Source organism: Brachybacterium atlanticum, from assembly GCF_025669985.1.
Classification (GTDB): Bacteria; Actinomycetota; Actinomycetes; order Actinomycetales; family Dermabacteraceae; genus Brachybacterium; species Brachybacterium conglomeratum.
This window is the reverse complement of sequence record NZ_JAKJJW010000019.1, coordinates 42,692-65,828: the sequence shown is the minus strand read 5'-3', so window position 1 is coordinate 65,828 and position 23,137 is coordinate 42,692. Positions and strand designations below refer to the sequence as shown.

Annotated in this window: 15 protein-coding genes and 1 riboswitch; of the genes, 7 read left to right on the top strand and 8 right to left on the bottom strand. The window is 73.9% G+C overall.

Annotation, left to right across the window (positions count from 1 at the left end; genetic code table 11):
• The 3 genes from L3K22_RS10705 to L3K22_RS10695 all read right to left on the bottom strand — a co-directional run.
• The coding region (locus L3K22_RS10705) for an AAA family ATPase (RefSeq protein WP_263311377.1) at positions 1 to 2,110 on the bottom strand (2,110 nt) is incomplete at its 3' end.
• A complete protein-coding gene (locus tag L3K22_RS10700; protein WP_263311376.1) occupies positions 2,107 to 3,285 on the bottom strand; it encodes an exonuclease SbcCD subunit D in 1,179 nt (392 codons plus the stop codon). The genes L3K22_RS10705 and L3K22_RS10700, both read right to left, overlap by 4 nt.
• A 51-nt stretch (positions 3,286 to 3,336) precedes the next feature.
• Entirely contained in the window at positions 3,337 to 5,142 is a 1,806-nt protein-coding gene (locus L3K22_RS10695; protein WP_263311375.1) for an HNH endonuclease signature motif containing protein, read from the bottom strand.
• 387 nt (positions 5,143 to 5,529) lie between these two features.
• A riboswitch (TPP riboswitch) is annotated at positions 5,530 to 5,622 on the top strand.
• Between L3K22_RS10695 and L3K22_RS10690 the strand changes: the two genes are divergently transcribed.
• The 6 genes from L3K22_RS10690 (at position 5,613) to L3K22_RS10665 (ending at position 12,403) form a co-directional block, all read left to right on the top strand.
• Complete coding sequence (locus L3K22_RS10690) at positions 5,613 to 7,304, top strand: bifunctional hydroxymethylpyrimidine kinase/phosphomethylpyrimidine kinase (RefSeq protein ID WP_263311374.1); 1,692 nt, start codon at positions 5,613 to 5,615, stop codon at positions 7,302 to 7,304. It overlaps the preceding riboswitch by 10 nt.
• On the top strand, positions 7,301 to 8,644 hold the full coding sequence (locus L3K22_RS10685) for an MFS transporter (RefSeq protein ID WP_263311373.1): 1,344 nt from the start codon (positions 7,301 to 7,303) through the stop codon (positions 8,642 to 8,644). Before L3K22_RS10690 ends, L3K22_RS10685 begins: the two co-directional genes overlap by 4 nt.
• On the top strand, positions 8,641 to 9,426 hold the full coding sequence (gene thiM, locus L3K22_RS10680) for a hydroxyethylthiazole kinase (RefSeq protein WP_263311372.1): 786 nt from the start codon (positions 8,641 to 8,643) through the stop codon (positions 9,424 to 9,426). The genes L3K22_RS10685 and thiM overlap by 4 nt, the downstream gene beginning before the upstream one ends.
• On the top strand, positions 9,423 to 10,085 hold the full coding sequence (locus tag L3K22_RS10675) for a thiamine phosphate synthase (protein ID WP_263311371.1): 663 nt from the start codon (positions 9,423 to 9,425) through the stop codon (positions 10,083 to 10,085). The genes thiM and L3K22_RS10675 overlap by 4 nt, the downstream gene beginning before the upstream one ends.
• 42 nt (positions 10,086 to 10,127) lie before the next feature.
• Positions 10,128 to 11,579 carry a dihydrolipoyl dehydrogenase family protein gene (locus L3K22_RS10670; RefSeq protein ID WP_263311370.1) on the top strand — a complete coding sequence of 484 codons (1,452 nt, stop codon included), beginning with the start codon at positions 10,128 to 10,130 and terminating at the stop codon, positions 11,577 to 11,579.
• A gap of 128 nt (positions 11,580 to 11,707) precedes the next feature.
• Positions 11,708 to 12,403, top strand: coding sequence for a hypothetical protein (locus L3K22_RS10665; RefSeq protein ID WP_263311369.1), 696 nt, complete (start codon positions 11,708 to 11,710; stop codon positions 12,401 to 12,403).
• Positions 12,404 to 12,492: 89 nt separating this feature from the next.
• Here L3K22_RS10665 and L3K22_RS10660 read toward each other — a convergent pair whose 3' ends face one another.
• From L3K22_RS10660 to L3K22_RS10640, 5 genes are all read right to left on the bottom strand, one after another.
• Positions 12,493 to 13,152 (bottom strand): SRPBCC domain-containing protein, encoded by a 660-nt coding sequence (locus L3K22_RS10660; protein ID WP_263311368.1) that lies wholly within the window; start codon positions 13,150 to 13,152, stop codon positions 12,493 to 12,495.
• 1 nt (position 13,153) lies between these two features.
• On the bottom strand, positions 13,154 to 13,624 hold the full coding sequence (locus tag L3K22_RS10655) for an ArsR/SmtB family transcription factor (protein WP_263311367.1): 471 nt from the start codon (positions 13,622 to 13,624) through the stop codon (positions 13,154 to 13,156).
• A gap of 346 nt (positions 13,625 to 13,970) precedes the next feature.
• Positions 13,971 to 15,347 carry an APC family permease gene (locus tag L3K22_RS10650; RefSeq protein ID WP_263311366.1) on the bottom strand — a complete coding sequence of 459 codons (1,377 nt, stop codon included), beginning with the start codon at positions 15,345 to 15,347 and terminating at the stop codon, positions 13,971 to 13,973.
• Entirely contained in the window at positions 15,344 to 18,421 is a 3,078-nt protein-coding gene (locus L3K22_RS10645; RefSeq protein ID WP_263311365.1) for an ExeM/NucH family extracellular endonuclease, read from the bottom strand. The genes L3K22_RS10650 and L3K22_RS10645 overlap by 4 nt, the downstream gene beginning before the upstream one ends.
• 121 nt (positions 18,422 to 18,542) lie before the next feature.
• Positions 18,543 to 21,167 carry a bifunctional metallophosphatase/5'-nucleotidase gene (locus tag L3K22_RS10640; RefSeq protein ID WP_263311364.1) on the bottom strand — a complete coding sequence of 875 codons (2,625 nt, stop codon included), beginning with the start codon at positions 21,165 to 21,167 and terminating at the stop codon, positions 18,543 to 18,545.
• A 530-nt stretch (positions 21,168 to 21,697) separates the two neighbouring features.
• Between L3K22_RS10640 and L3K22_RS10635 the strand changes: the two genes are divergently transcribed.
• Positions 21,698 to 23,137 carry an NAD(P)/FAD-dependent oxidoreductase gene (locus tag L3K22_RS10635; RefSeq protein WP_263311363.1) on the top strand — a complete coding sequence of 480 codons (1,440 nt, stop codon included), beginning with the start codon at positions 21,698 to 21,700 and terminating at the stop codon, positions 23,135 to 23,137.

Here is a 23,137-nt window from a genome sequence, read left to right as displayed (position 1 = left end):
GGAGCGCGGTCGCGGCGCGGGCGCGGGCGGTGTGGCCGCGGCGGCGCGCGGCGATGGAGCCATCCTCGCCGCGGGCCTCGTCGATCCGGGTGCGGTCGGCGGCGAGCGTGCGGCCGGTCTCGTCGATGCCGGTGCGCTCGCGGGCGACGTCGAGGGCGAGCGCCTCCTTGGCGCGGGTGGCCTTCTCGGTCTCGGCGTCGAAGGCGTTCAGCTGCGTCTCGAGCTCGTCGGCGCGGGCGGCGGCGGTGGTCGCGGCGGTGACGGCGGAGGTGCGGGTCTCGACCTCGGCGTGGGCGGTGTCGGGGGTGTGCTCCCCGGCGTCCTCGCGCAGCGCGGCGAGCTCCCGCTCGGCGAGGGCGAGGGCCTGTGCGTCGGCGGCCTGCGCCTGCTCGGCGGCGCGGCGGGCGGCCTCGGCGGCCTCGACCTGCTCGGGGCTGACTGCGTCCTCGGAGGGGTCCGCGGGGTGGGGGTGCTCGTGGGAGCCGCAGACGGGGCAGGCGGTCTCGTCCTCGAGGTCGGCGGCGAGCTCGGCGGCGATCCCGGCGAAGCGGCGCCGACGCAGCGCGGCCTCCTCCTCGGCGCGGGTGCGGGCGATGCGCAGGGAGCGCTCGGCCGTCGCCTTGGCCTTCGCGACGGCTTTGACCTGGGCATCCGCGGCGGTCGCGGCCTTCAGCACGTCCTGCGCGGCGGCGAGGGCGAGCCGCGCCTCGGCGAGACCCGAGGCGGCGGCGCGGGCCTCCTCGCGCGCGGTGACGAGGGCGGAGCGGGCAGCCGGGCGCTCCTCGAGCCGGTCACTCGCGGCCTTCAGCTTCTCCTCCCGGGCCGTGAGCGTCTCGCGCCGGGCGTCGAGCTGCTTCTCCCGCTCGGGCAGCGCGGTCTCGAGGTCGACGAGGTCCGTGAGGGCGCCGGCGGCGCCGGTCGCCTCATCGGCCGCGGCGGCGAGCGCGGCGGCGGGGTCCTCGGCCTGCTCCGCGAGGAGATCGACGAGGTCGGGGTGCGCGGGTCGCGTCTGTTCGGCGCGCGCGGCGAGGGCCTCGATCGCGGCGGAGGCGGCATGGGCGGCGGTGTCGCGTCGCCGCAGCACCTCGACGACGGGGCGGGCGGTCTCGTCGCGCTCGAGCGCGGCCGATGCCTTCGTGACCTCGGGCTTCTCCGTCTCGAGGCGGGTCGCGAGCTGGTCGAGCTCACGGCGGCGGTCGATCCGGGTGCGGGCGGTGCGGGCGGCCTCGGCGGCGGTCCGCGCGGTCTGCTCCACCTCCTGCGCCGCGGCGGAGCCGGCGGCGGTCTCGGTCGCGCGGGCGGTCACCTGCGCGAGCTGCGCATCGGCCGCGGCGGCGAGGGACTCGAGGCGCAGTGCGGCGGCGTGCTCGGTGAGCGCGGAGGAGTCCTCGTCCTCGAGGGCGACGGCCTCGGTGAAGCGGGCCAGCGCCGTGCCGAGGGTCTGCTGGGCGGCGTCGACCTGGCGCTTCGCCTGTTTGCGCATCTCCTCGAGCTGCTTCTCGACGGCGGCGTAGGTCTCGGTGCCGAAGACGCGCTGCAGCACCTGCTGGCGCTCCCCGGTGCCGGCGCGGAGGAAGCGGGCGAACTCGTTCTGTGGCAGCAGGACGGTCTGGGTGAACTGCTCGCGGGTGAGGCCGACGGCGCGCTGCACCTCGCGGCCCACCTCGTCGATGCGGCTGGCGATCACCTCGCTGCCGTCGCCGGCGCCGGCGGTGTCGGCGATCGCGGCGGGCAGGGCCTGCGGGGACCCGATCCGCCACATCAGGGCCTTGGCCTGCTCCTTCGTGGTGCCGGTGCCGCGCAGCTTGGGGCGCTGGAACTCCGGGGAGCGCCGCACGCGGTGCAGTCCGGAGGGGGTCTCGAAGACGAGGTCGACGATGCTCGGCTCCGTCGGCGCGGCGAACTGGGAGCGGATCCGGTCGGCACTGGTGGCGGAGCCGGCGACCTGCCCGTAGAGGGCGTAGACGATCGCGTCGAGGATCGTGGACTTGCCGGAGCCCGTCGGCCCCTCGAGCAGGAAGGTGCCGGAGGCGCCGAGGGCGGCGAAGTCGATCTCGACGGTGCCGGCGAAGGGGCCGATCCCGGTCATGCGGAGGTGGTGGAGCTTCACGAGGCCTCCTGCTGGCGGCGGACGGCGGAGTAGGCGCGCTCGAGCACGTCGTGCTCCGCCTCGGTGGGGTCTCCGCCGGTGACGTGGGCGAGGAACTCGTCCATCACCTCCAGCGGGTTCTGCTCGCGGCGCACCACCGGGGTGCCGGCGCTCGCGGCGCGGCCCTCCGGGGCGTACTCGGTCAGGAGCAGGTGGGGGTAGGCCTCGCGGAGCCGCTCCTGCAGGTGGGCGGGGCGGGCGGGGTCGGTGACGACGGCCTTCAGCCAGTCCCCGGCGTGCTCGTCGCGGCTGGCGAGGATCTCCTCCAGGGTGCCGCGCAGCTCGGTGAGACGGCGTGGGACGGGGGTCTCGAGGCGGCGCACGGCGACCTCGGCCCGCTCCCCGTCGGCCCCGGGGGCGCCCAGTTCGACGAGGAGGACGGACTTGCGGTGGCTGCGCTCGGAGAAGGAGAAGGCGAGCGGGGAGCCGGAGTACCAGGCGGGGGCGCCGACGCTGTGGGTGAGGTCCTGGCAGCCGTGGAGGTGGCCGAGGGCGAGGTAGTCGATGCCGCCGAGCACTCCGGCGGGGACGGAGTCGACGCCGCCGACGGAGAGGTCGCGCTCGGAGTCGCTGGCCTCGCCGCCGGTGACGAAGGTGTGGGCGAGGACGACGGTGCGGGCACCGGGCCGGGCCGCGGCGCGCTCGCGCACCTGGTCGAGGGCGGCGCGGGTGACGGCCTCGTGGCTGCGGGGAAGCGGCTCATCGCCCTCGCGGGCGAGCTCGGTGCGGGCGCGGTCCGGCTCGAGATAGGGCAGGCCGAAGAACAGCACCTCGCCGTGCTCGTCCTCGACGGAGACGGGATGCTCGATCCCGGGCAGGTCGGTGAGCAGGTGGATGCCGGCGCGCATCAGGGAGCGGCCGAAGCCGAGCCGCTCCGGGGAGTCGTGGTTCCCGCTGGTCAACACCACGGTCGCGCCGGTGTCGGCGAGGCGCGCGAGGGCCTGGTCCAGGAGGGTCACGCTGCTCACCGCGGGCACGGCACGGTCGTAGACGTCGCCGGGGATCACGACCACGTCCACCCCCTCGGCCTCGACGAGGTCGACGAGCCAGTCGAGGAAGGCGGCCTGGTGCTCGTGCAGGTCGACCTTGTGCAGGGTGCGGCCCAGATGCCAGTCCGAGGTGTGCAGGATCTTCATGTCATCGAGCCTAGGGGTGGGGTGCGACGGACGAGGGACGGGCGCGCGGCATCAGAAGGGCGGCGGCCCGTAGTCGCCCCACCCCTCCGGCGGGGGATCCGGGGGTGCGGTGCGGGGCGGCGGAGCAGTGTCGGGGCGCGGAGCAGGGCGTGGTGGTGGATCCGCGTGAGGCCGTGCCTCCGCGCCGAACTGCTGGCCCCGGGGAGCTTGCGGACCTGCCGTCGGCGGTGGTCCGGGCGGCACCTGGGTCTGCAGCGTCGGCTCCTCGACCAGCGATGCGGGGTGCCTTCGCGGTTCGCCGGGGGTCTCCGGTGGCCTGTTCGGGCTGGTCGCGGGGCTGCCCGCGTGGGTGCCGCGCAGGAAGCCGGTCCAGGCGGCGGTAAGCAGCTCGACCATCTCGAGGCTGGCGTGGTCGAGGTCGTCGAGGACGGTGACGGCGTCGCCGTGGCGGCCGATCGTCCAGCGGGTGCGGCCGGGCTTGCCTGCGTGCGTGGGGAGCCGGGTGGGGTCCAGCAGGCCGCTGGTCTTGTCGAGGTGGTGCTGCCAGCACAGGAGGTGCAGGTTCTCGACCTCGGTGGCGCCGCCCTCGCCCGGGGTGCCGCGCAGGCACTCCTCGATGTGGTCGCACTCGGAGGCCCAGGAGGTGGGGCGCGTGCATCCGGGGACGGCGCACTGCCCGTTGCGGAGCCGGAGGTGCTCGAGCATCGCGGGGGTGGGGGTGACGCGGTCGGCCGGGAGCGGGAGGAAGGCGCCGCTGCTCGCGCTGGTGAGGACGCGGTGCCAGACGGTGCAGCTGCCGGCGAGGGTACGCGCCATCGAGGGCGGCAGCGGGGTGACGCCGTCGAGCATGCCGGGCTGGTCGGAGGCGCCGAGCAGGGTCAGCACGGGCACGGTGACGTTGAGGCGGAACCGCTCGGCGGGGACGGCGACTCCCTCGACGTCGAGCTCGGCGGTGTCCAGGAGGGCGTAGCGCAGTCGGGTGAGCGGGAGGGCGCGGCCGGTCTCGAGGACGACTCCGTCGGGGTCGTGCGGGATCGGGGTGCCGTCGCGGAGCGCCGCACGCTGCGCCGACTGGACGGCGCGGGCGGACTCGTCGATCGACTTCCACCGGGCGAGGATCTCGGGGATCGGGCCCGTGATCCTCAGGGTCCCGGTGCCGGCCTCCGCGCCGGGCAGCAGCTCGACGGTGCGCTCGAGTGCGGCCACGGGGTCGGGGCGGTTCTCCCGCTCGGCGAGATGCTCGATGAGGGCGCGCAGCAGCGTGAAGAATCGTTCCGGAGTGATATCCGAGGACCACGTCGAGATCACGGCATCGAGATCCCTCCTGGAGGATTCGGAGAGCTTCTGCGAGGTCTTCAGCATTCGCTGGAACCATGCGGACGGCATTCTCCCGGATTCGAGGTTCTCGAGGGTGCGCGGGAAATGATGCACGGCCTGGTAGGCGTCGCGCAGCCGCCAGCTCGCGGCGCTTCGGGTAACCCGGAGGCCGAGCGCGGCGCGGAGCGTCTCGACCTCGTCGAGCTCGCAGGTGTCCTCGTACTCGCCCTCGAACTCGTGCAGGGCGGCGAGGGCGCGGTACTGCGCGGCGAGCGCAAGGGCGGAGGCTCGCTCCGCGTCCCACACACGCTGCGCGGCCTCGCTCAGGGCGGGGTCGTCGGAGCAGCCGCCGAGGTCAGGAAGCGCCTCTCGAGTACGGGCCCGACGTGCGGTGACGCGGCGGAGACGAGCAGGCAGCGACGCGATCAGGGAGTCCGAGGTGGCCGGCACGGTGACACCCGCACCCTCGGGCAGGGCGGTGCTGGGCGCTGCCTCGGCGGCTTCATCGCCCGGCGAACACTCCGGCTGCGTGATACTCATCGGCCCCTCCTCCCCGCTCGTTCCGGCGATGCGTCGATGCACCGCCTCTTTCGATCCGACGCCTTCACACTACGCGCGGAAACCGACAGAAGAAAGACCTCCGCGGAATATGTGGATAACTTTCTCATCGAGTGGCAGATATGGAGCGCTATGCAGCTCTCGATCCACACCCCCTCCACACACCCACTTTTTCCACAATGTCGTCCACCGGTTTTCGAGGGGCCTGCTTCGTCTGTCGGACCCCTGCGGTAGAGGGCGCGGTTTCCAGCGTCCGGGCTGTGGCGCGCAGGGGCGCAGATGCCGGAGGCGGGCCGCGCACCGACACACCCCCGAGCACTCCCCCACGGAACGCCGCGCCCGCTCCACCACGGCCTGGCCTACACTCGGCCACTGGACACGGGGTGCGCCCGAGGCGCTGAGATCACACCCGTGGAACCTGATCTAGTTCGTACTAGCGAAGGGATGTCCGCATGAGCTCGGATCCTTGCACCCTTTTTCCCGCTGCCCTCCCCCGCGTCGCCGTGCCGGGTCGACTCGCACCCGACCGCCCCGCACCGTCGGCCCCGCGCGTGCTCTCGATCGCGGGCACGGACCCGACGGGAGGCGCCGGCACCGCGGCGGACCTCAAGTCGATCACCGCCGCGGGCGGCTTCGGCATGGCGGCGGTGACTGCGGTCGTCGCGCAGAACACCCACGGCGTGAGCGACATCCACGTCCCTCCCGCGCAGTTCCTCGCCGCGCAGCTCCGCGCGGTCTCCGACGACGTCGAGCTCGAGGCGGTCAAGACCGGCATGCTCGGCACCGCCGAGATCACCCAGGCCGTCCGGACCTGGCTCTCCGCCCATCCGCCGCGGGTGCTCGTGGTCGACCCGGTGATGGTCGCGACCAGCGGCGACAGACTGCTGGAGCCCGAGGCGGAGCAGGCGATGATCCGCTTCTGCTCCCTCGCCACCGTGGTCACCCCGAACATCGACGAGCTCGCCGTCCTGACCGGCGAGCCCCGCGCGCACGACGAGGACGAGGCCCTCGCCCAGGCCGCCCGCTGGTCGGAGGCGACCGGCGTCGCGGTCGTGGTGAAGACCGGCCACCTCGACAGCCGTGCGGTCACCAACACCTGGATCGGGGCCGACGGGACCCGCCACCGGGTGCACTCCACGCGGGTCGACACGACGAGCACGCACGGCACCGGCTGCTCCCTCGCGGCGGCGCTCGCGACCCGGCTCGGCGCCGGCGAGGACCCGGGCACGGCGCTCGCCTGGGTCACCGACTGGCTGCACGAGGCGATCGCGCACGGCGCGGCACTGCAGGTCGGGAGCGGGAACGGTCCCGTCGACCATGCGCACCGGGCACGGCGCCTCGCGGCGGCGGGATCGGCCGCACCGTGGGTGGCAGCGGGCGCGGTGCCGGAGCGGTGGGAGCAACCGGCGCAGCTCGCCGCCCTGGTCACGGCCGACGGCCCCGCCGCCTCCGTCCCGCCCGTCGGCCCGTGGACCGAGGCGCTGTGGGCGGCCGGGGCGCCGCTCGCCGGCGCGATCGAGGGCTCCGGCTTCGTGGCGGCGCTCGTGGACGGGAGCCTGCCCGAGGGGCAGTTCTCCTTCTATCTCGCGCAGGACGCGCACTACCTGCAGCGCTACTCCCGCGCCCTCGCGACCCTGGCCGAGATCTCGGAAGCCCCTGCCGCGCGGGAGTTCTGGTCGGACTCCTCCCGGCACTGTGTGGACACCGAGCTCGAGCTGCACCGCGCCTGGCTCGCGGCCCGCCCCGACGCGGCGGAGGTGGCCGTCAGCCCGGTGACCAGCGCGTACACCGACTTCCTGCTCGCCCGGGCGCTCGGCGACCCGACGGCCATCGGAGCGGCCGCGGCGCTGCCCTGCTTCTGGCTGTACGCGCAGGTCGGGGCGAGCCTGCCCGAGGTCCCGGACGAGCACCCCTACGCGGGGTGGCTCCTGACCTACCGCGACCCCACCTTCGTGGAGGGGGTGCGCGGGGCGCTCGGCGTCGTCGAGCGCGAGCTCGAGGGCGCCGACCCGGAGGTGCGGGCCGAGGCGGCGTGCGCCTTCCTCCTCGCCTGCCGTCACGAGCTGGAGTTCTTCGAGCAGGCACGACGTGTGGACGCCGCCGCCGTCTCCCCGGCTCCGGCCCTCGCGGGGGCGACCCGATGACCGCCGCCTCGATCCCCGCGACCGGCACCCGCGCCCTGCCGCCCGAGGGCCTGGCCGCTCTGCGCGCCGGCGTGGTCGGAAACTTCATCGACAACATCCATGTGTTCCTGCCGGTCACGGCGCTGGCCCCGGCGATGCTCGTGATCGCGGGCCCGTCGGCGACCGCGTCGGCGGCGGCGCTGATCATCGTCGCGATGCTGCTGGGCCGGCCTGTCGGCGGGGTGGTGTTCGGGCGGATCGCGGACCGCATGGGGCGCACCCGCACCACCCGTCTTGCGATCGCGGGCACCGCGGCGTGCGCGCTCGCGATCGCCCTCGTCCCCACCCACCAGGTCCTCGGCCCGGGCACGGTCGCGCTGATCCTGGCGCTGCGCTTCCTCGGCGGGATCTTCGTGGCCGGCGAGTACTCGGCCGCGATCCCGCTGGCGATGGAGTGGTCGCGGCCGGGGCGGCGCGGACTGATGAGCGGGCTGATCCTCTCGATGGCGCCGTGGGCGCAGGCCACGATCGCCTTCGCCGTCGCGGCGCTGCTGGCGATGCTGGGACCGGAGCAGTACGCGGTCTGGGGCTGGCGGGCGCTGTTCGTCGCGGGCGCGGCGCTGTCGATCTCGATGATGCTCTACTACCGGCGGCACGTGGTCGATGCGCCGCAGGCCCGGCGAGCACCGGCGCCGGCCGCCCCGTCGGCCCCGCGACCGGGCCTCCGCAGCCTGCTCACCGGACGCTGGGCGTCCGCGTTCTGGGCGGCGTTCGTGCTGATGACGGGGCTGTGGCTGCTCACCGACTCGACCGTGCTGCTGCTGACGGCCCGGCTGTCCACCGACTCGCCGATCGCCCCGGAGGCGGTGCCGCTGGTGATGGGCGCGGCCTCGATCGCGCAGGCTCTCGTGATGGTGCTCGCGGGGCACCTCTCGAGCCTGGTCGGGAGGCGCCTCCTGTTCGTGGTGTGGGGCGCCGTCGCGGGGCTCGTCGGCCCGGTGCTGTGGTGGGCGGCGGTCACCGCGCCGACCCTCGCCGTCGCGGCGCTGCTCGCCGCGCTGCTGCAGGTCGCGACGGTCTCCGCCTACGGCCCGGTCGCCGCCTATCTCTCCGAGCGGTTCCCCACCGCGATCCGCTCGACCGGCTACGGCTCCGCCTACAGCCTCTCCCTCGTGCTGCCGGCGCTGTACCCGTTCTACGTGCCGGCTCTCGAGCCGCTGCTCGGCCGGCACACGACGGTGATGGGGATGGTCGCGCTCGGCGGGCTGCTCGTGGTGGTCGGGGCGCTGCTCGGCCCGCGGCTCTCCCCGCGCGAGATCGACGCGGACCTCGACACGGTCGCCAAGCAGAGCACGCGATGAGCCCCGCCGACGACCCCGATCTCGCCCGCGCCCTGCCCGTCCTGGCGGCGGTGCGAAAGGCGGCACCCCTGGTCCACTGCCTCACCGCGACCGTGTCGATGCAGCTGGTGGCCGACGGGCTGCTCGCCGCCGGGGCGCGGCCGATGATGACCGAGACCGCCGTCGAGGCGCCCGTCGTCACGACCGTCGCGGACGCGCTGCTGATCAATCTCGGCACGCTCTCGACCGACGCGATGGACGGCATCCCCGCCACCGTCGCGGTCGCGCGGGAGGACGGCCGGCCGTGGGTGCTGGACCCGACGGCTATCGGGATCGCGCCGGTCCGCACCCCGCTCGCGCGGCGGCTGATCACGCAGCGGCCGGCGGCGGTACGGGGCAACGCCTCGGAGATCCTCGCCCTGGTGGGCGAGGCGGGAGGCGGGCGGGGCGCGGACTCGACCGCCGCCGCGGAGTCCGCCGCCGGCGCCGCCGCCGAGGTCGCCCGCCGCACCGGCGGGGCCGTCGCCGTCTCCGGCGCAGTGGACCTGGTGCTGGATGCGAGCCGCGAGGCCCGCCTCGCCCGCGGCTCCGCGCTGCTGCCGCGCGTGACCGGGACGGGCTGCCTGCTGGGGGCGCTGACCGCCGCCTGCACCGCCGTCTGGGAGGATCCCTTCGAGGCCGCGCTCGCCGCGACCACCTGGATGGCCCTGGCCGGAGAGCGCGCCGCATCGCGCGCGACCGGGCCCGGCAGCTTCCGCATGCACCTGCTCGACGCCCTCGACGAGATCGGAGACCTCCCGTGAACGCCCGCCCCCTCGACCTGCGCTGCTATCTCGTCACCTCCGGCACGGGCCCGCGCACCGTCGAGATCGCCGCCGAGGCCGCGGCGGCCGGGGCCGGGGTCGTGCAGGTGCGGGCGAAGGAGGCGAGCACGCGGGAGCTGCTCGAGCTCGTCCTCGCCGTCGCCGAGGCCGTCCGCACGGCGAATCCCACGACGCGGGTGCTGGTCGACGATCGGGCCGACGTCGCCGCGGCGGCCCGGGCCCGCGGGGCGCACGTGCACGGGGTCCACCTCGGCCAGGACGACCTGCCCGTCCCCGACGCCCGCGCCCTGCTCGGCCACGACGCGGTCATCGGGCTGACCACGGGCACGCTCGACCTGGTCCGCGACTCGGCCGACGTCGCCTTCGACCTCGACTATCTCGGCGCCGGGCCGTTCCGCCGCACCCCCACGAAGGACTCCGGCCGGGAGCCGCTGGGCGTGGACGGCTACCCGGCGCTGGTGCGCGCGACGATACTGCCGATCGTCGCGATCGGGGACATCACCCCGGCCGACGCCCCGGCGCTCTCCCGCACGGGCGTCGCCGGGCTCGCGCTGGTGCGCGCGGTGATGGACTCCCCCGACCCCGCCGCGGCGGTGCGCGAGGTGCTCGACGGGATGGGCAGCCGGACCCGGCGCTGACGAGGCCGTGACAACGCCCGGGCTCCGGCGTAGCGTCGGACCATGACTGCTGATGCTCCCGCCCCCGATGCTGCGACCTCCTTCGACGTGATCGTTCTCGGCGGCGGGGCGGTCGGCGAGAACGTCGCCCAATACGCGACCGAGGGCACCGACCTCACTGCAGCGGTCGTCGAGGGCGAGCTGCTGGGCGGCGAGTGCTCCTACTACGCCTGCATGCCCTCGAAGGCGCTGCTGCGCCCCCTCGCCGTCGCCGACGCCGCCGCGCACCTGCCGGGCATCACCACCCCCGAGGTCGACGCCGAGGCGCTGCTGGCCCGGCGCGATACCTGGGTCTCCCACTACTCCGACGAGGGCCAGGTCTCCTGGGCCGAGGGGGCGGGGCTGCACGTGGTGCGCGGGCACGGCCGGCTCGTCGGCGAGCGCGAGGTCGAGGTCAGCGGGGCCGACGGACGCGCCCCGCAGCGCCTCGTCGCCGAGCGCGCCGTCGTCCTGGCCACCGGATCCGTGCCCAGGATCCCCGCGGAGCTGCGGGACCTCGCGCCGTGGACCTCGCACGATGCGACGGGCGTGGTCGAGGTGCCGGACGAGCTGGTGATCGTCGGCGGCGGCGTGGTCGCGGTCGAGGCCGCGACCTGGATGGCCGCGCTCGGCACCCGGGTCACGATGCTGGCGCGCGGGGACGCGCTGCTGCAAGGACTGGAGCGCTTCGCCGGCCGTCACGTGCTCGAGGCGCTGCGCGGCCTCGGCGTCGACGTGCGTCTGGGGGCCTCCGTGCACTCCGGATCGCGCGAGGGCGCCCGGGAGACGGGGCTGGGACGGGTGCACGGCGGGCGGGTGCAGCTCGAGGTCGAGTCCGACGGCCGTCGCGACACCCTCGAGGCCGACGAGGTCCTCGTCGCGACCGGGCGCCATCCGCGGCTGGACAACGTGGGCCTCGAGACCGTCGGTCTGTCCCCCGAGGACGTCACCGGCGACGGGACGCTGCCGGGCTGGCTGCACGCGGTGGGCGATGCGAGCGGGGAGGCGCAGCTGACCCACTGGGGGAAGTACCGCGCCCGCGTGATCGGGCAGCGGATCCTCGCCGCCGCGACCGGGGAGGCGGCGGAGCCGGTGCCCGACCAGGTGCCGGTGCCGCAGGTCGTGTTCACGGATCCGCAGGTCGCGGCCGTCGGCCTCACCGAGGCGGAGGCCCGCAAGGCCGGACACCGGGTGGTGACCGCGCAGGTGCCCTTCGGCGGGGCGGCCGGCTCCGCGCTGCTGCGCGACGACGTCACCGGCACCGCGCAGATCGTCGTCGACCTGGAGACCCGCACCCTGGTGGGTGCGACGTTCGTCGGCCCCGAGGCCTCCGAGCTGCTGCACGCCGCGACGATCGCGATCGTCGGCGCGGTGCCGGTGCACGTGCTGCGCCATGCGGTGCCGAGCTACCCGGCCGCCTCGGAGCTGTGGCTGCGGCTGCTCGAGGAGCTGCCGCGGGAGATGCGCGCCGGCTGAGCCGAATCCTCTCCCTTCCCCGCCGGCGCAGCTCCTCCCTTCGGAGGAGATGACAGATCGCACTGGCGTCCGGTGCGCCGAGTCCGATGGGATGGAGGCCATCGACGCCCCACGGCCCCGGGAGGACCATGTTCCAGCGACTACGCCGACAGCGGCAGCTCGGTCGCGCGAAGCCCGGCGACGGCAGCGCGCTGAAGGACCTGCGCTGGTGGCAGACGCTCACCCGCACCCAGTTCGCCCTGGACCCCGATGACAGGGCAGGCCGCGAGGCGTCGTACATCGTGGACGTGCGCTATCTGGCCACCGAGCTCGAGGGCGGGAAGATCGCCGAGGGCGCGCGGCACGCGCCGATCGCGATCTACCGCGACGGCCGACAGCTCCACATCGCGAACTCGCCGGTCGCCTTCGAGGTGCCGGGAGGGACGGTCGAGGTCGCGATCGGCAGCTACGGCCCCTCCCGGATGCACCTCGTCCCCTCGGACGACGGCCCGGCCAGGACCCTGCGCCCGCACCCCCGCTCGCTCGAGGGACTGCGCGCCCGCTTCGGCCGGCGCCACCCGGGCGCGAGCCGCATGCTCGGCGCGATGGCGATCGTGGTGCTGCTGATCGGGCTGGTGCTGATGGTGCCGCAGGCCGCGGAGTTGATCACGAGCATCCCGCCGGTGGCCGAGCGGGTCGGGACCTTCACCTCGCCGATCCAGCTGCCCGCCTGGCTGAACGTCACGGTCACCGTCGCCGGTGTGCTGGCCGCGGTCGAGCGCGCGCTCACCCTGCGCAACCACTGGCTGATCGACGCCGACACCACCTGGACCTCGTTCGTGTGACCGCTGCGGAACGCTGCCGGGACGCGCCGGACCGCCCGGGCAGGGAGTTCGTGGTGATCGCCCGGGCGGTCTGAGCAGGGCTCCGGGGATCAGGCCTCGGTGCCGGTGTAGAAGCCGTAGGTCGCGTCGGCCCGCTGCTGGGCGACGGCGGGATCCTCGCCGGAGGCCGCATGCGCGACGGCCCAGCCGTCGGCCGCTCCGCGGTAGAAGGAGCGGCCCTCGTCGGTGCCGGCCCAGGCCTCCGCCTCGGCCGGGGAGAGCGAGCCCTCCACCCCGCCGAGGTGGAGCGAGAGACCCAGCAGGCCGCCGTCCCAACCCACCCCGGTCGCGCCCGGGCCGAAGGTCTCCCACATCTCGGCGGGGACGTCGGCGACGCGGCTGATGTGCTCGAGCTCGAAGCTGGTGCGCTCACCGTCGACCTCGGCCAGGCGCACGGTCAGCCACGACACGGAGCCCATGGCCTCCCAGGTCGCGGAGAACTCGGCGGCACCGGCCGACGGCGGCTCGCAGGCGGTGATCTCGCCGCCCGCGTTGCCCTCGAACTGGTAGCGGCCGCCGAGGCGGAGGTCGCCGCTGACCGGCAGGAACCAGCGCTGGATGCGCTCGGCCGAGGTGACGGCCTCCCACACGTCGGCGAGGGCGGCGGGGTAGGTCTGCTCGAGGGACTGGACGTGCATCTGCTCGCCGCCGCGCTCTTCGGTGCGATAGGCGCGGGTGACGGACTGCAGCTGGGCGGGGACGTCGACCATGTCAGGTCTCCTTCTCGGTGGTGGGGGTCGTCGCGGCGGGCCGGGCTCCCGTCGCGGGGTCGGTGTGGGCGGGCGGGGTGCCCGTCGTCGCAGTGTCGGTGGAGTCGGCGGCGGGGCCGGAGGTCTCAGCGCGCTCGGCATCGAGGCGGCGGGTGCGCTTGCCGCGGGCGAGCTCGGTGCCGAGCGCGTCGAGCTTCGGCAGCCAGAACCGCTCGAACGGGGTCAGCCACTCCCTCGCCTCGCGCGGGCCGCGGGGGTCGAGGGCGTAGAGGCGGCGTCGGCCCTCCGGCCGGACGGTGGCGAAGCCGTGCTCGCGCAGGACGCGCAGGTGCTGGGAGACGGCCGGCTGGCTGATCCCGAACTCCTGCTGCACGATCTCGCCGATCTCGCCCGCGCCGAGCTCCCCGTCGTCGGCGAGCCGCTCGAGGATCCGCCGCCGCACCGGGTCGCCGAGGACGTCGAGCGCGTGCATGCGCCCATGCTCCACCGTCGCGGTCATATAAGTCAACTCTTATGCGACAAGGAGGTCGGCGGCGGCCCGACCCGGCCCAGCCCTGTTCCGCTCTGCCCGCCCTGCTCCGCGATGCCCGCCGCCTTGCAGGCCACACCCGGCCAGCTGTTCGACCTCCGGTACCAGAAAAGCGGTACCGCGCGTCGAGGAACTCGACGGCCCGAGGGAGGTCGAGCAGTTGATCGACGTCCGGTACCAGAAAAGTGGTACCGGACGTCGAACAACTCGGTGCTTCCGGGCCGCCGGGAGGCGGAGCGGCGGGCGGGGCAGCACGGTGCGGTGCGGTGCGGCGCGGCGGCAGCGCCGGTCAGCGGCGTCGCGCCGCGAGCACGAGTCCGCGGTAGGCGAGGCCGAGAGCGACGAGCACCAGGCCCGCCACGATCGTGCGACCGGGCAGCGCGGCGACGAGCAGCACGCAGCCGGCGAGGCCGAGCCACTGCATCGCCTTCGGGAACAGCCGCCACTGCCCGGTCTGGGTGAGCGCGGCGAGGTTCGCGACCGCGTAGTAGAGCAGCACGCCGAAGGACGAGGCGGCGATCGCGACCAGCACGTCGGAGGCGAGAAGCACCAGCAGCACCACCGCGATGCCGGCCACGGCCTCCGCCCGCTGCGGGACCGAGAAGCGGGGGCTGACGTGCGCGAGCACGGGCGGCAGGTCCCGCTCCCGCGCCATGGCGAGCACGGTGCGGGAGATGCCCGCGACCAGCGCGAGCAGCGCACCGGAGGCCGCCGCGACCGCGCCGATGGTCACGACCACGGCCCAGACCCCGCCCGCGCCGACCGCGTCCAGCGCCGCACGGAAGGGCGCCGGGCCCCAGCCCTGCTCGCCCGGTGCCGGACCCACCAGCACGAGGATCACCGACAGCACCAGGTAGAGCGCGCCGACCGCGGCGAGCGCGAGCAGGATCGCGCGGGGGATGGTGCGGCGCGGCGCGACGACCTCCTCGCCGAGGGTCGCCACCCGGGCGTAGCCGGCGAAGGCGAAGAACATCAGCGCCGCGGCCTGCGCGAGGGCGAGGACGATGCCGAGAGCGCCGCCCTCCCCCGCGCCGGCGACGGCCGCGAGACCGCCGTCCCACAGCCCGACGGCCTGCCCGGCGAGGGGACCGGGCACCTTCCACAGCCCGGCACCGGCCCCGTCGCCCGCGCCTCCCGTCGGCCCGCCCGCCACGACCCCGGCGAGCAGCCGCACCCCGGTCAGCACGAGCGCGGCGAGCGCGACCGTGACCAGCACCCGGGCGAGCACCGCAGTGCGGGTGATGCCGACCAGGTTCACGGCCGTCAGCACCACGACCAGGAGCGCCGCGACGGGTCGCTGGAACGGCTCGGGCACGAGATACGCGGCGACGACCAGCGCCATCGCGGCGCAGGAGGCGGTCTTGCCGATCACGAAGCACCAGCCGGCGAGGAACCCCCACCACGGTCCGAGCCGCTCCCGGCCGTAGTGGTAGGTGCCGCCCGCGGCGGGGTGCTGCGCGGCGAGCTGCGCAGTCGAGGTCGCATTGCACAGCGCGACCACGGCGGCGACCAGCACCGCCGCCGGGGCGAGCGATCCGGCGAGGTCCTGGGCGGCGCCGAGGGAGACGAAGGCACCGGCCCCGATCATCGAGGCGAGGCCGATCACCACCGCGTCGCGCAGTCCGAGGCGGCGGGAGAGTGCGGCGGGCACCGCCCCCGCGCTCACAGGCGGTCGAGACGGTACAGCCAGGCGGCGGTCTCGGCGCGGTCGACGCGGGCGTTCGGGCGGAGCTCGTCCCCGTCCACGATGCCCTCGTCGAGGCCCTCGGCCTGCAGCCACGCGATCGCGTCGGCCTGCCCGTCACCGCTGGGCGACCCCACCGCGGGCGAGCCGGCTGCGGCGTACAGCGCCTCGGCGACCATGCCCCGGCTCAGCGCCGCGCTCGGGCGGAACGCGCCGCCCTTGTTGACGGTGAGCACGCCCTCGGACTCGGCCCACAGCATCGCCTCGTAGTGCGGGTGATCGGCCTTCACGTCCTTGAACGGCGAGCTCGCGGGGACCTCCACCTCGGGACGGCCCGCCATCTCGTACAGGGCCGCGGCGAGGGTGACGCGGTCCGCGGCGCGGGTGGGACGGAAGGTGCCGTCCTCCCCGCCCGGGACGATGCCGCTGCCGGCCGCCCACATGATCTCGTCGTAGTACGGGTGGTCGGAGCGCACGTCGGTGAAGTCCGGGAGGGTCGGCGCCTCCTCGTACCCGGCGTCCAGGCCCACGATCATCGGGTCGTGGTCGGAGGAGGCGAAGGGGCCCTTCTCGTAGAGGTCCACCGCGTTGTTGTGGTACCGGCCGTACTGGGCCATCACCGACTCGGGGCCGTTGATCTGCCAGTCGGTGGCGCCGGTGACGCGCTCGGCGGCCGACGGGGAGGCGATGACGTGGTCGAGCGAGCCGACCATGCCGCCGAAGCTGTAGGACCAGCCCTCCGGGTCGTGGGTCTCGCCGAGGTTGACGAAGCCCTGCTCGTAGAACGTCTGCAGGGGCTCCTCCTGGGTGTAGGAGTTGAAGTCGCCGCCGTGCAGGACGTCCTTCACGCCGAGCTCGGATGCGGTCTGCTCGCCCCAGGTCAGCAGCGCCTCGGCCTGCTGGAGGCGGGAGGTGCGGGCGTTGCCCTGGACAGGGTCGGCCGGGAGGCCGGAGTCCTCGGCATCGGCCGAGCCCTTGGACTTGAAGTGGTTGATGGTGAAGAAGAACGGCTCGCCCTCGACCTGCTGGGCACCGTCGCCGTCGATCGGCACGAACACCTGGCCGAGCGGCTCGCGGGCGTTGTCGAAGGCGGGGTCGTCGGCCAGGATCTGCATCTGCCCCTCGGGGCGCACCTCGGCGGGCTTGAAGATGATCGCGTTGGTGATCACGTCCTGGCCGCCGTCCAGACCCTGCGCGGCGTAGGCCTCGCCGGTGGGGACGTAGGCCCAGGTGCCCTCGCCGTCCTTCTCGTTCAGCGCGGCGACGAGGGTGGTGGTGGCCTCGTCGGCCTCCTCCCCGAGGCGGGCCGAGTTCTCGATCTCGGTCAGTCCCACCACGTCGGCGCCGGTGCCGGAGATCGCGTCGACGATCTTGGACTGCTGGCGCTCGAGGTCGTCGGCGCCCCACGCGCCGCGCAGGTCGCAGCCGCCGCGCACGGTGGTGCCGTTCCCGTCGATGTCGGTGTAGGGCTCGCAGCCGGGGGTGTCCTCGCCGAGGGTGGTGAAGTAGTTCAGCACGTTGAAGGTGCTGACCTGCAGGTCACCGCCGACGGGGTCGGGCGTCACCTGGCGGGTGTTCTCGAAGTCGACGCCGTCGGTCGAGGCCGACTCCCACGGGGTGGTGGTGTTCAGGCGCCACTGGTCGAAGGAGTAGGCGACCACGACGGGCTCGGTGAAGGAGGGGGTGGCCCCGACCCGGACGGGCTCCTCGGTGGTCAGCCAGCTCATCGGCTGGGTGGGGTTGTTCTGGAAGTTCGTGGTGCGGCCGTCGTCCAGCAGCACCTTGAGCGCATCGCGGCTCTCGTAGTAGGCGGTGGCCTCCGCGCCGGGGCGCATGATGTCGCCGGCCTGCTGCAGCGGCTGGTCGCCGATCGCGAGGCCCACCTCGCCGAAGCGGTTGGTGCTGTACACGTCGGTGACGGTGAACTCCTCCGCGCCGGGCAGGTAGAGCATGTGCTCGATGCTCTCGCGCTGCGCCTCCTCGGTGGGGAAGCCGCCGACGAGGGTCGCGGGCCGGGCGGGCTCGAGCGCCTGATCGAGCTGCTCGAGGCCCTCGGCGCCGACGGAGATCTGGGTGGAGTCGTAGTACTCGGAGACCTCGCCGGTCACGCGCACCGAGTCGCCGATCGCGACCTGGGAGGCGGTCTCCGGGGAGTGCACGAACACGGCGGTGGAGCCGGTGTGCGTGGAGAAGTCCAGCGCCCCGCCGGTGCCGCCGGTCTGGATGACGTAGCCGTTCAGGCCGCCGGTCGCGTAGACCGCGGTGACCACGCCCTCGGTGACCACGTCCTTCCCGACCATCGGGCTCTGCGCGCCGGTGCCCTGGATCTCGGCGATGCTCGCCTCGACCGTCTCGCCGGGCTCTTCCGGCTCCTCCGGCTCCTCGGGATCGGCGCCGTCGCCGCCGGAGTTGGTGGGCGTGGGCTCACCGGCGACGAAGTCGGTGGAGTTCTCGCCGGTCGCGGCGACGCGCGCGACGGAGGTCGCGTTCGTGGTGCGCGGGGCGGGCGCGGTGCCGGAGAAGGTGGTCGCGCCGCCCCAGCCGACGAGGTCGACGACGGCCGGGTCCTCGGCGCAGGTCGCACCGGTGCAGACCAGGTGGCCGTCGGAGTCCGAGAGGGCGAAGACGCCCTGACTGCCGGAGACGGCGGTGGTGCCGATGAGGTCCGGCTCGGGCAGCGCCTCGGTGCCGCCGGCGCCCTTCGCGAGCTGGATCAGGAAGGTGCCGCCGGCGGGGACGGTGCCCTCGAGGGCGAGGACGCCCGACGAGTTGAAGGTGCCGGTCGCGGAGGCGTACTGGAGGGACCAGCCGGCGAGGTCGATCGGCTGATCGGAGGTGTTCACGAGCTCGACGAAGTCGTGGGTGAAGGTCGAGCCGGAGTTGCCGCCGCCGCCGTAGATCTCGTTGATCTGCAGGTCGCCCGGGGCGACGACGGCGGCGTCGGCGGCGGGGGTGAGGCCGGGCAGGGCGGAGGCTCCGAGGGCGAGAGCGGCGACGGCCACCCCGACCCGCGTGAAGCGGATGCGGAGGGCGTCGCCCGTGGTGCGCGGTGACATGCGGTTCTCCTTGGTGGGAGGGCGGGGAGAGGGAGGTAGGAGGGCGGCGGGACGAGGGGCGGACAGGAGAGGAGGGGCCGGGTCTCCGAGGAGGTCCGGCCCCTCCGTGGTCAGGAGCTCATCAGCGTCGGCCGACGCGATGTCGAAGGCCGATCGCGCCCGCTCCCGTGAGGGTCAGCGCGCCGGCGATCGCGGCGAGGACGCCCGCGTTCGTGCCGGTGCGGGCGAGGTCGGAGGGGCCGTCAGCGGTGGTGGGGGCGTCGCCGACGGGGTCGCCCGCGGTGGAGCTGCCGGAGGAGGCGCCTGCCCCGGTGGAGCCGCCGGTACTGGTGCCCTGGCTGTCTTCCGAGCCCTGGTCGTCAGAACCCTGGTCGTCAGAGCCCTGGTCGTCAGAGCCCTGGTCGTCAGAGCCCTGGTCGTCAGAGCCCTGGTCGTCAGAGCCCTGGTCGTCAGAACCCTGGTCGTCAGAGCCCTGGTCGTCAGAACCCTGGTCGTCGCCCGCGCCCTGGTCGTCATCTGAGCCCTGGTCATCATCCGAGCCCTGGTCGTCGCCCTCGTCGTCACCGGGTGGCGGGGTGGTGGTGTCGTCCCCGTCGTCGCCGTCGCCCGGGGGCGGGGTGGTCGAGCCGTCGTCGTCGCATCCCTCGGGGGCGTCGCCGGTGATCTCGGTGTAGGTGTCGAAGACGATCTCGGTGCCGGTCTCGGGGACGGCGGTGATGGTCAGCGGGACGACGGTGCCCTCGGCGGTGTCCGCCGGGACCTCGCAGTACCAGTCGGTGAGCGTGACCTCGGCGGCGAGGCCGTCCGAGGCGGCCATGGTGGAGGGCTGCTCGCCGTCGGCGGCGGCCTCGACGGGGCCGTAGGGCGCCTCGAAGGTGCCGTACTCCCCCGCGTCGACGGTCACCGAGGTGATCTCGGGGGCGCCGAGGCTCTGGGACTCGAGGCCGGAGAGGAGCAGCGTCGGGGAGCGCTCGTCATCGCCCTCGAGGAACTGCACGTCGATCTGGCGCTGCGAGTAGTCGGGCTCGAGCTCGGGGTTCGCCTCGAGATAGGAGATGAACGCGTCGCGGTCCAGCACGCCGGTGTCACGCACGTCCTGCGCCTCGGAGAGCGCCCACATGTTGTCGCCGCCCTCGAAGAGGAAGCTCGCGGTGACGATCGTGTAGGTCCCCTCGGGGTCGATCGGCTCGCCGTTCACGCGCACGTCGAAGACCCGCTCGTCCTGCGGGGCGCTGCTGTCGAAGGCGTACTCGACGTTCTCGGAGACGGAGAAGGCGAGGAAGGACTCGTCGCCCTCGTCCACGCCGCCGCCGTCGGCCGTGCGCTGCCACTGCTCCTCGAGCATCTGGGCGAACTGGGCGCCGGAGACCTCGCCGGAATTCAGGGTGTTGCCGAAGGGCACCATGCCGTTCGCCTCGGCGTAGGTGACCACGCCGTCGCCCTCGCCGGTGGGCGAGGAGGCGTCCCACAGCTCGGCGCGGATGCCGCCGGGATTCATGAACCCGATGACCTCGTTCTCCCCGTCCAGGCCCGCGTCCTCGAGGTACCACTTCATGGAGTCGGCGAGCATGTTGCCGGCCGCGGAGTGGCGGAAGCGGTTGTCGCCCTTGGTGGTGGCCTGGTTGGTGACCGGGTCGTTCGCGACGCGCACGCCATCGGTGTACGAGGCCTTGGAGTCGTCCCACGAGGTGGTGATGTCACCGGCGATCGAGCCGACGGGCTCGGCGCCGACGACGGCGGCCTCGTCGATCGCGGTCTGCGCGATCGAGGTGACCTCGGTGGTGACGTCGGTGGTGGTGCCGCACTCCTCGCCGGTGGGGCGCAGCGCCGGCTCGACGGCGACGTCCCAGTCGGTGTCCTCGCCCTCGCCGCGCTGCAGCGTGACGGTTCCGAGGTTCGCGGCGCTCGATCCGGTCTGGAGGATCGGGCGGGTCTCGCCCTCCTGGCCGGGGACCGGGGCCTGGTAGGCATAGGTGCGGTGCGAGTCGCCGTTGAAGATCGCGTCGACCTCGGGATCGGTCTCGGAGACGATCTTCTCGAAGATCGGATCGCTGTTCGAGGGGGCGGCACCGGGCTCGCCGCTGCCGGAGGCGCCCTCGTGGTAGAGCGCGACCGCGGCGTCGTACTCGACGCCCTCGGCCTCGAGCTCGTCCATCACGTCGTTGACCGCGTCGACGGGATCGCCGAACTCGAGCCCCTCGATCGCGGCGGGGCTGACCTTGCCGACGGTCTTCGTGGTGACAGCGCCGATCACGGCGACCTTCACGCCGTCGCGCTCGACGATCTGGTATGCGTCATGCGCCCGATTGCCCTCGGCGTCGTAGACGTTCGCGGCGAGGTCGGCGAACTCGGTGCGCGGCTCGATGCGATCGAAGAGGTCGTCCTGCCCCTGGTCGTACTCGTGGTTGCCGATCGCGGTCGCGTCGACGCCGAGGGCGTTGAGCACGTCGATCGTCGGCTCGTCGTTCTGCACCGCGGACTCGAAGGCGGAGCCGCCCACGTTGTCGCCGGCGGAGAAGAGGAACGAGGTGTCGCTCTCCGCCCGCACGGTCTCGACCTGGCAGGCCAGGGCCGAGGCGCCGCCGAGCGCGCCGTGGAAGTCGTTGAAGCCCATCAGGGTGATCTGCTGGCCGGGCTCGGCGGCGACCGCGCCCATCGGGACGAGGGCGCCGGAGACGGCGAGGGCGGCGGCGCCGAGGCCGACGGTCGCACCGCGGACGGCGCGGCGGGCGGGGTGGACACGCATGGAGGAGGCTCCCGGGGACGAGGCGGAGTCGAGGAGGGCGCACGTGTGCGCCATGTCATCTCACCCCATCGGGAAGCTCTAGAACCGGTTTTCCCGGAACCGGTATCGAGCCGTCACCGAAAGTTCATCAACTCCGCCCCTCTGCGCTGGCTTCTTGACCTGCATCGTTGCCGTGCTTGACGAACCCTTTGCCAACGGCGGAGACCGCTGCGTGCCCGTCGTCGGCGGTGTCGAGCAGAGAGACCGCGGCCGCCGAGAGCTCCGGGCAGGATGTGAGTCGTGACGACCTGTGCGGCGCTCGGCCGTGCTGTCGGGCGGGGAAATGGGTAGCATCGGTGAGGACTCTGGACGGACCGGGTCGCCCGCATTGCGGCATCGGCCCGACGATCTCGGACCGGCCGACGGGCATCCCGCCTCCGCCCGAAGCCCGCTCACTCCGCCGCTCTCCCTCTCGATCAGACGCGGTGCACGACCCGGCCGGCCACCGCCGCGCCCCGTCGGCCGATGCGTCGCCCCTAGGAGTCCTTCCCATGTCGCTGCCCTTCCTCACCCGCCGTCCCACGGTCCCCGCGAAGGACGGCGCGAGCTGGCCCCACGTGGTCATCGTGGGCGGTGGATTCGCCGGTGCTAACGCCGTGCTGGGCCTGCGCGACGCCCGCGTGCGCGTCACCCTGATCGACCGCAACGTCTACAAGACCTTCCAGCCGCTGCTGTACCAGGTGGCGACCGCTGGTCTGAACCCGGGCGACGTCACCATGTTCCTGCGCGGCCTCTCGTTGAAGGTCCCCAACATGCGCTATCGCCAGGGCGAGGTGGTCGGCGTCGACCCCGAGCGGAAGGTCGTCACGCTCAACGAGGGCCAGCGCGGCGATCAGGAGCTCTCCTACGACTACCTCGTGCTCGCAAACGGCGCGACCACCACCTACTTCGGCACCCCCGGCGCCGAGGAGCACGCGATGCCGATGTACACGCGCGCGCAGGCCCTCGCCATCCGCGACCGGGTCTTCTCCGAGCTCGAGCGCTCCAGCCGCGAGGCCGGCGTCACCCACGACAAGCTCCACGTCTGCATCGTCGGCGGCGGGCCGACGGGCGTGGAGATCGCCGGCGCCCTGGCGGACTTCCGCATGCAGGAGCTGGACATCCTCTATCCCGAGATGGATCCGGGGACCCTGCAGCTCACGGTGCTGCAGCGCGGCGACGAGCTGCTCAAGGAGTTCAGCGACAAGTACCGCCAGTACGCCGCCGACGAGCTGCGCGACCGCGGGGTCGTGCTGCGTCTCGGCCACGGCGTGAGGGAGGTCGGCTACGACCACGTGGTCCTCGACGACGGTTCGATCCTCGAGTCCGACATCACGATCTGGGCCGCCGGCGTCGCGATCCCCGAGGCGGTCTCCCGGTGGGGCCTGCCGCAGGACAGGCGCGGCCGCATCGCCGTGGACGACCATCTGCAGGTCGAGGGCATGCCGGGGGTGTACGCCGCCGGCGACGTCGCCGCCCAGGACGAGGCCCTCCCCCAGCTCGCGCAGCCCGCGATCCAGACCGGCGCGGCGGTCGCGAAGTCCATCGCCGCCGACGTCGGGGGAAGGGCGCGTCCGAAGTTCTCGTACACGAACCTCGGCACGATGGCCACGATCGGCCGCCACGCCGCGATCGCGGAGATCCCGGTGCTCGGCGGGCTCTCCGGATCGCTCGGCTGGGCGGCCTGGCTCGGCGTGCACATCACGAAGATGCTCGGCCACCGCAACCAGCGCGCGGTCGCGATGAACCTCGTCTCGCTGTACGGCGGCACCCGCGGGACCCACCAGCCGAACCCCGTGGTGGGCGAGGTCGACTCGCTGCGCGCGGCACGGATCTTCGAGGAGCAGGCCCCGCACCGCCTCTTCGGCCTGAATGCCGGGGCGCGGGAGAACAGGGCAGCGGCCGAGGACGCTCCCGGCGCGGCCGACGTCGCCGCCCCCTCCCAGGACTGA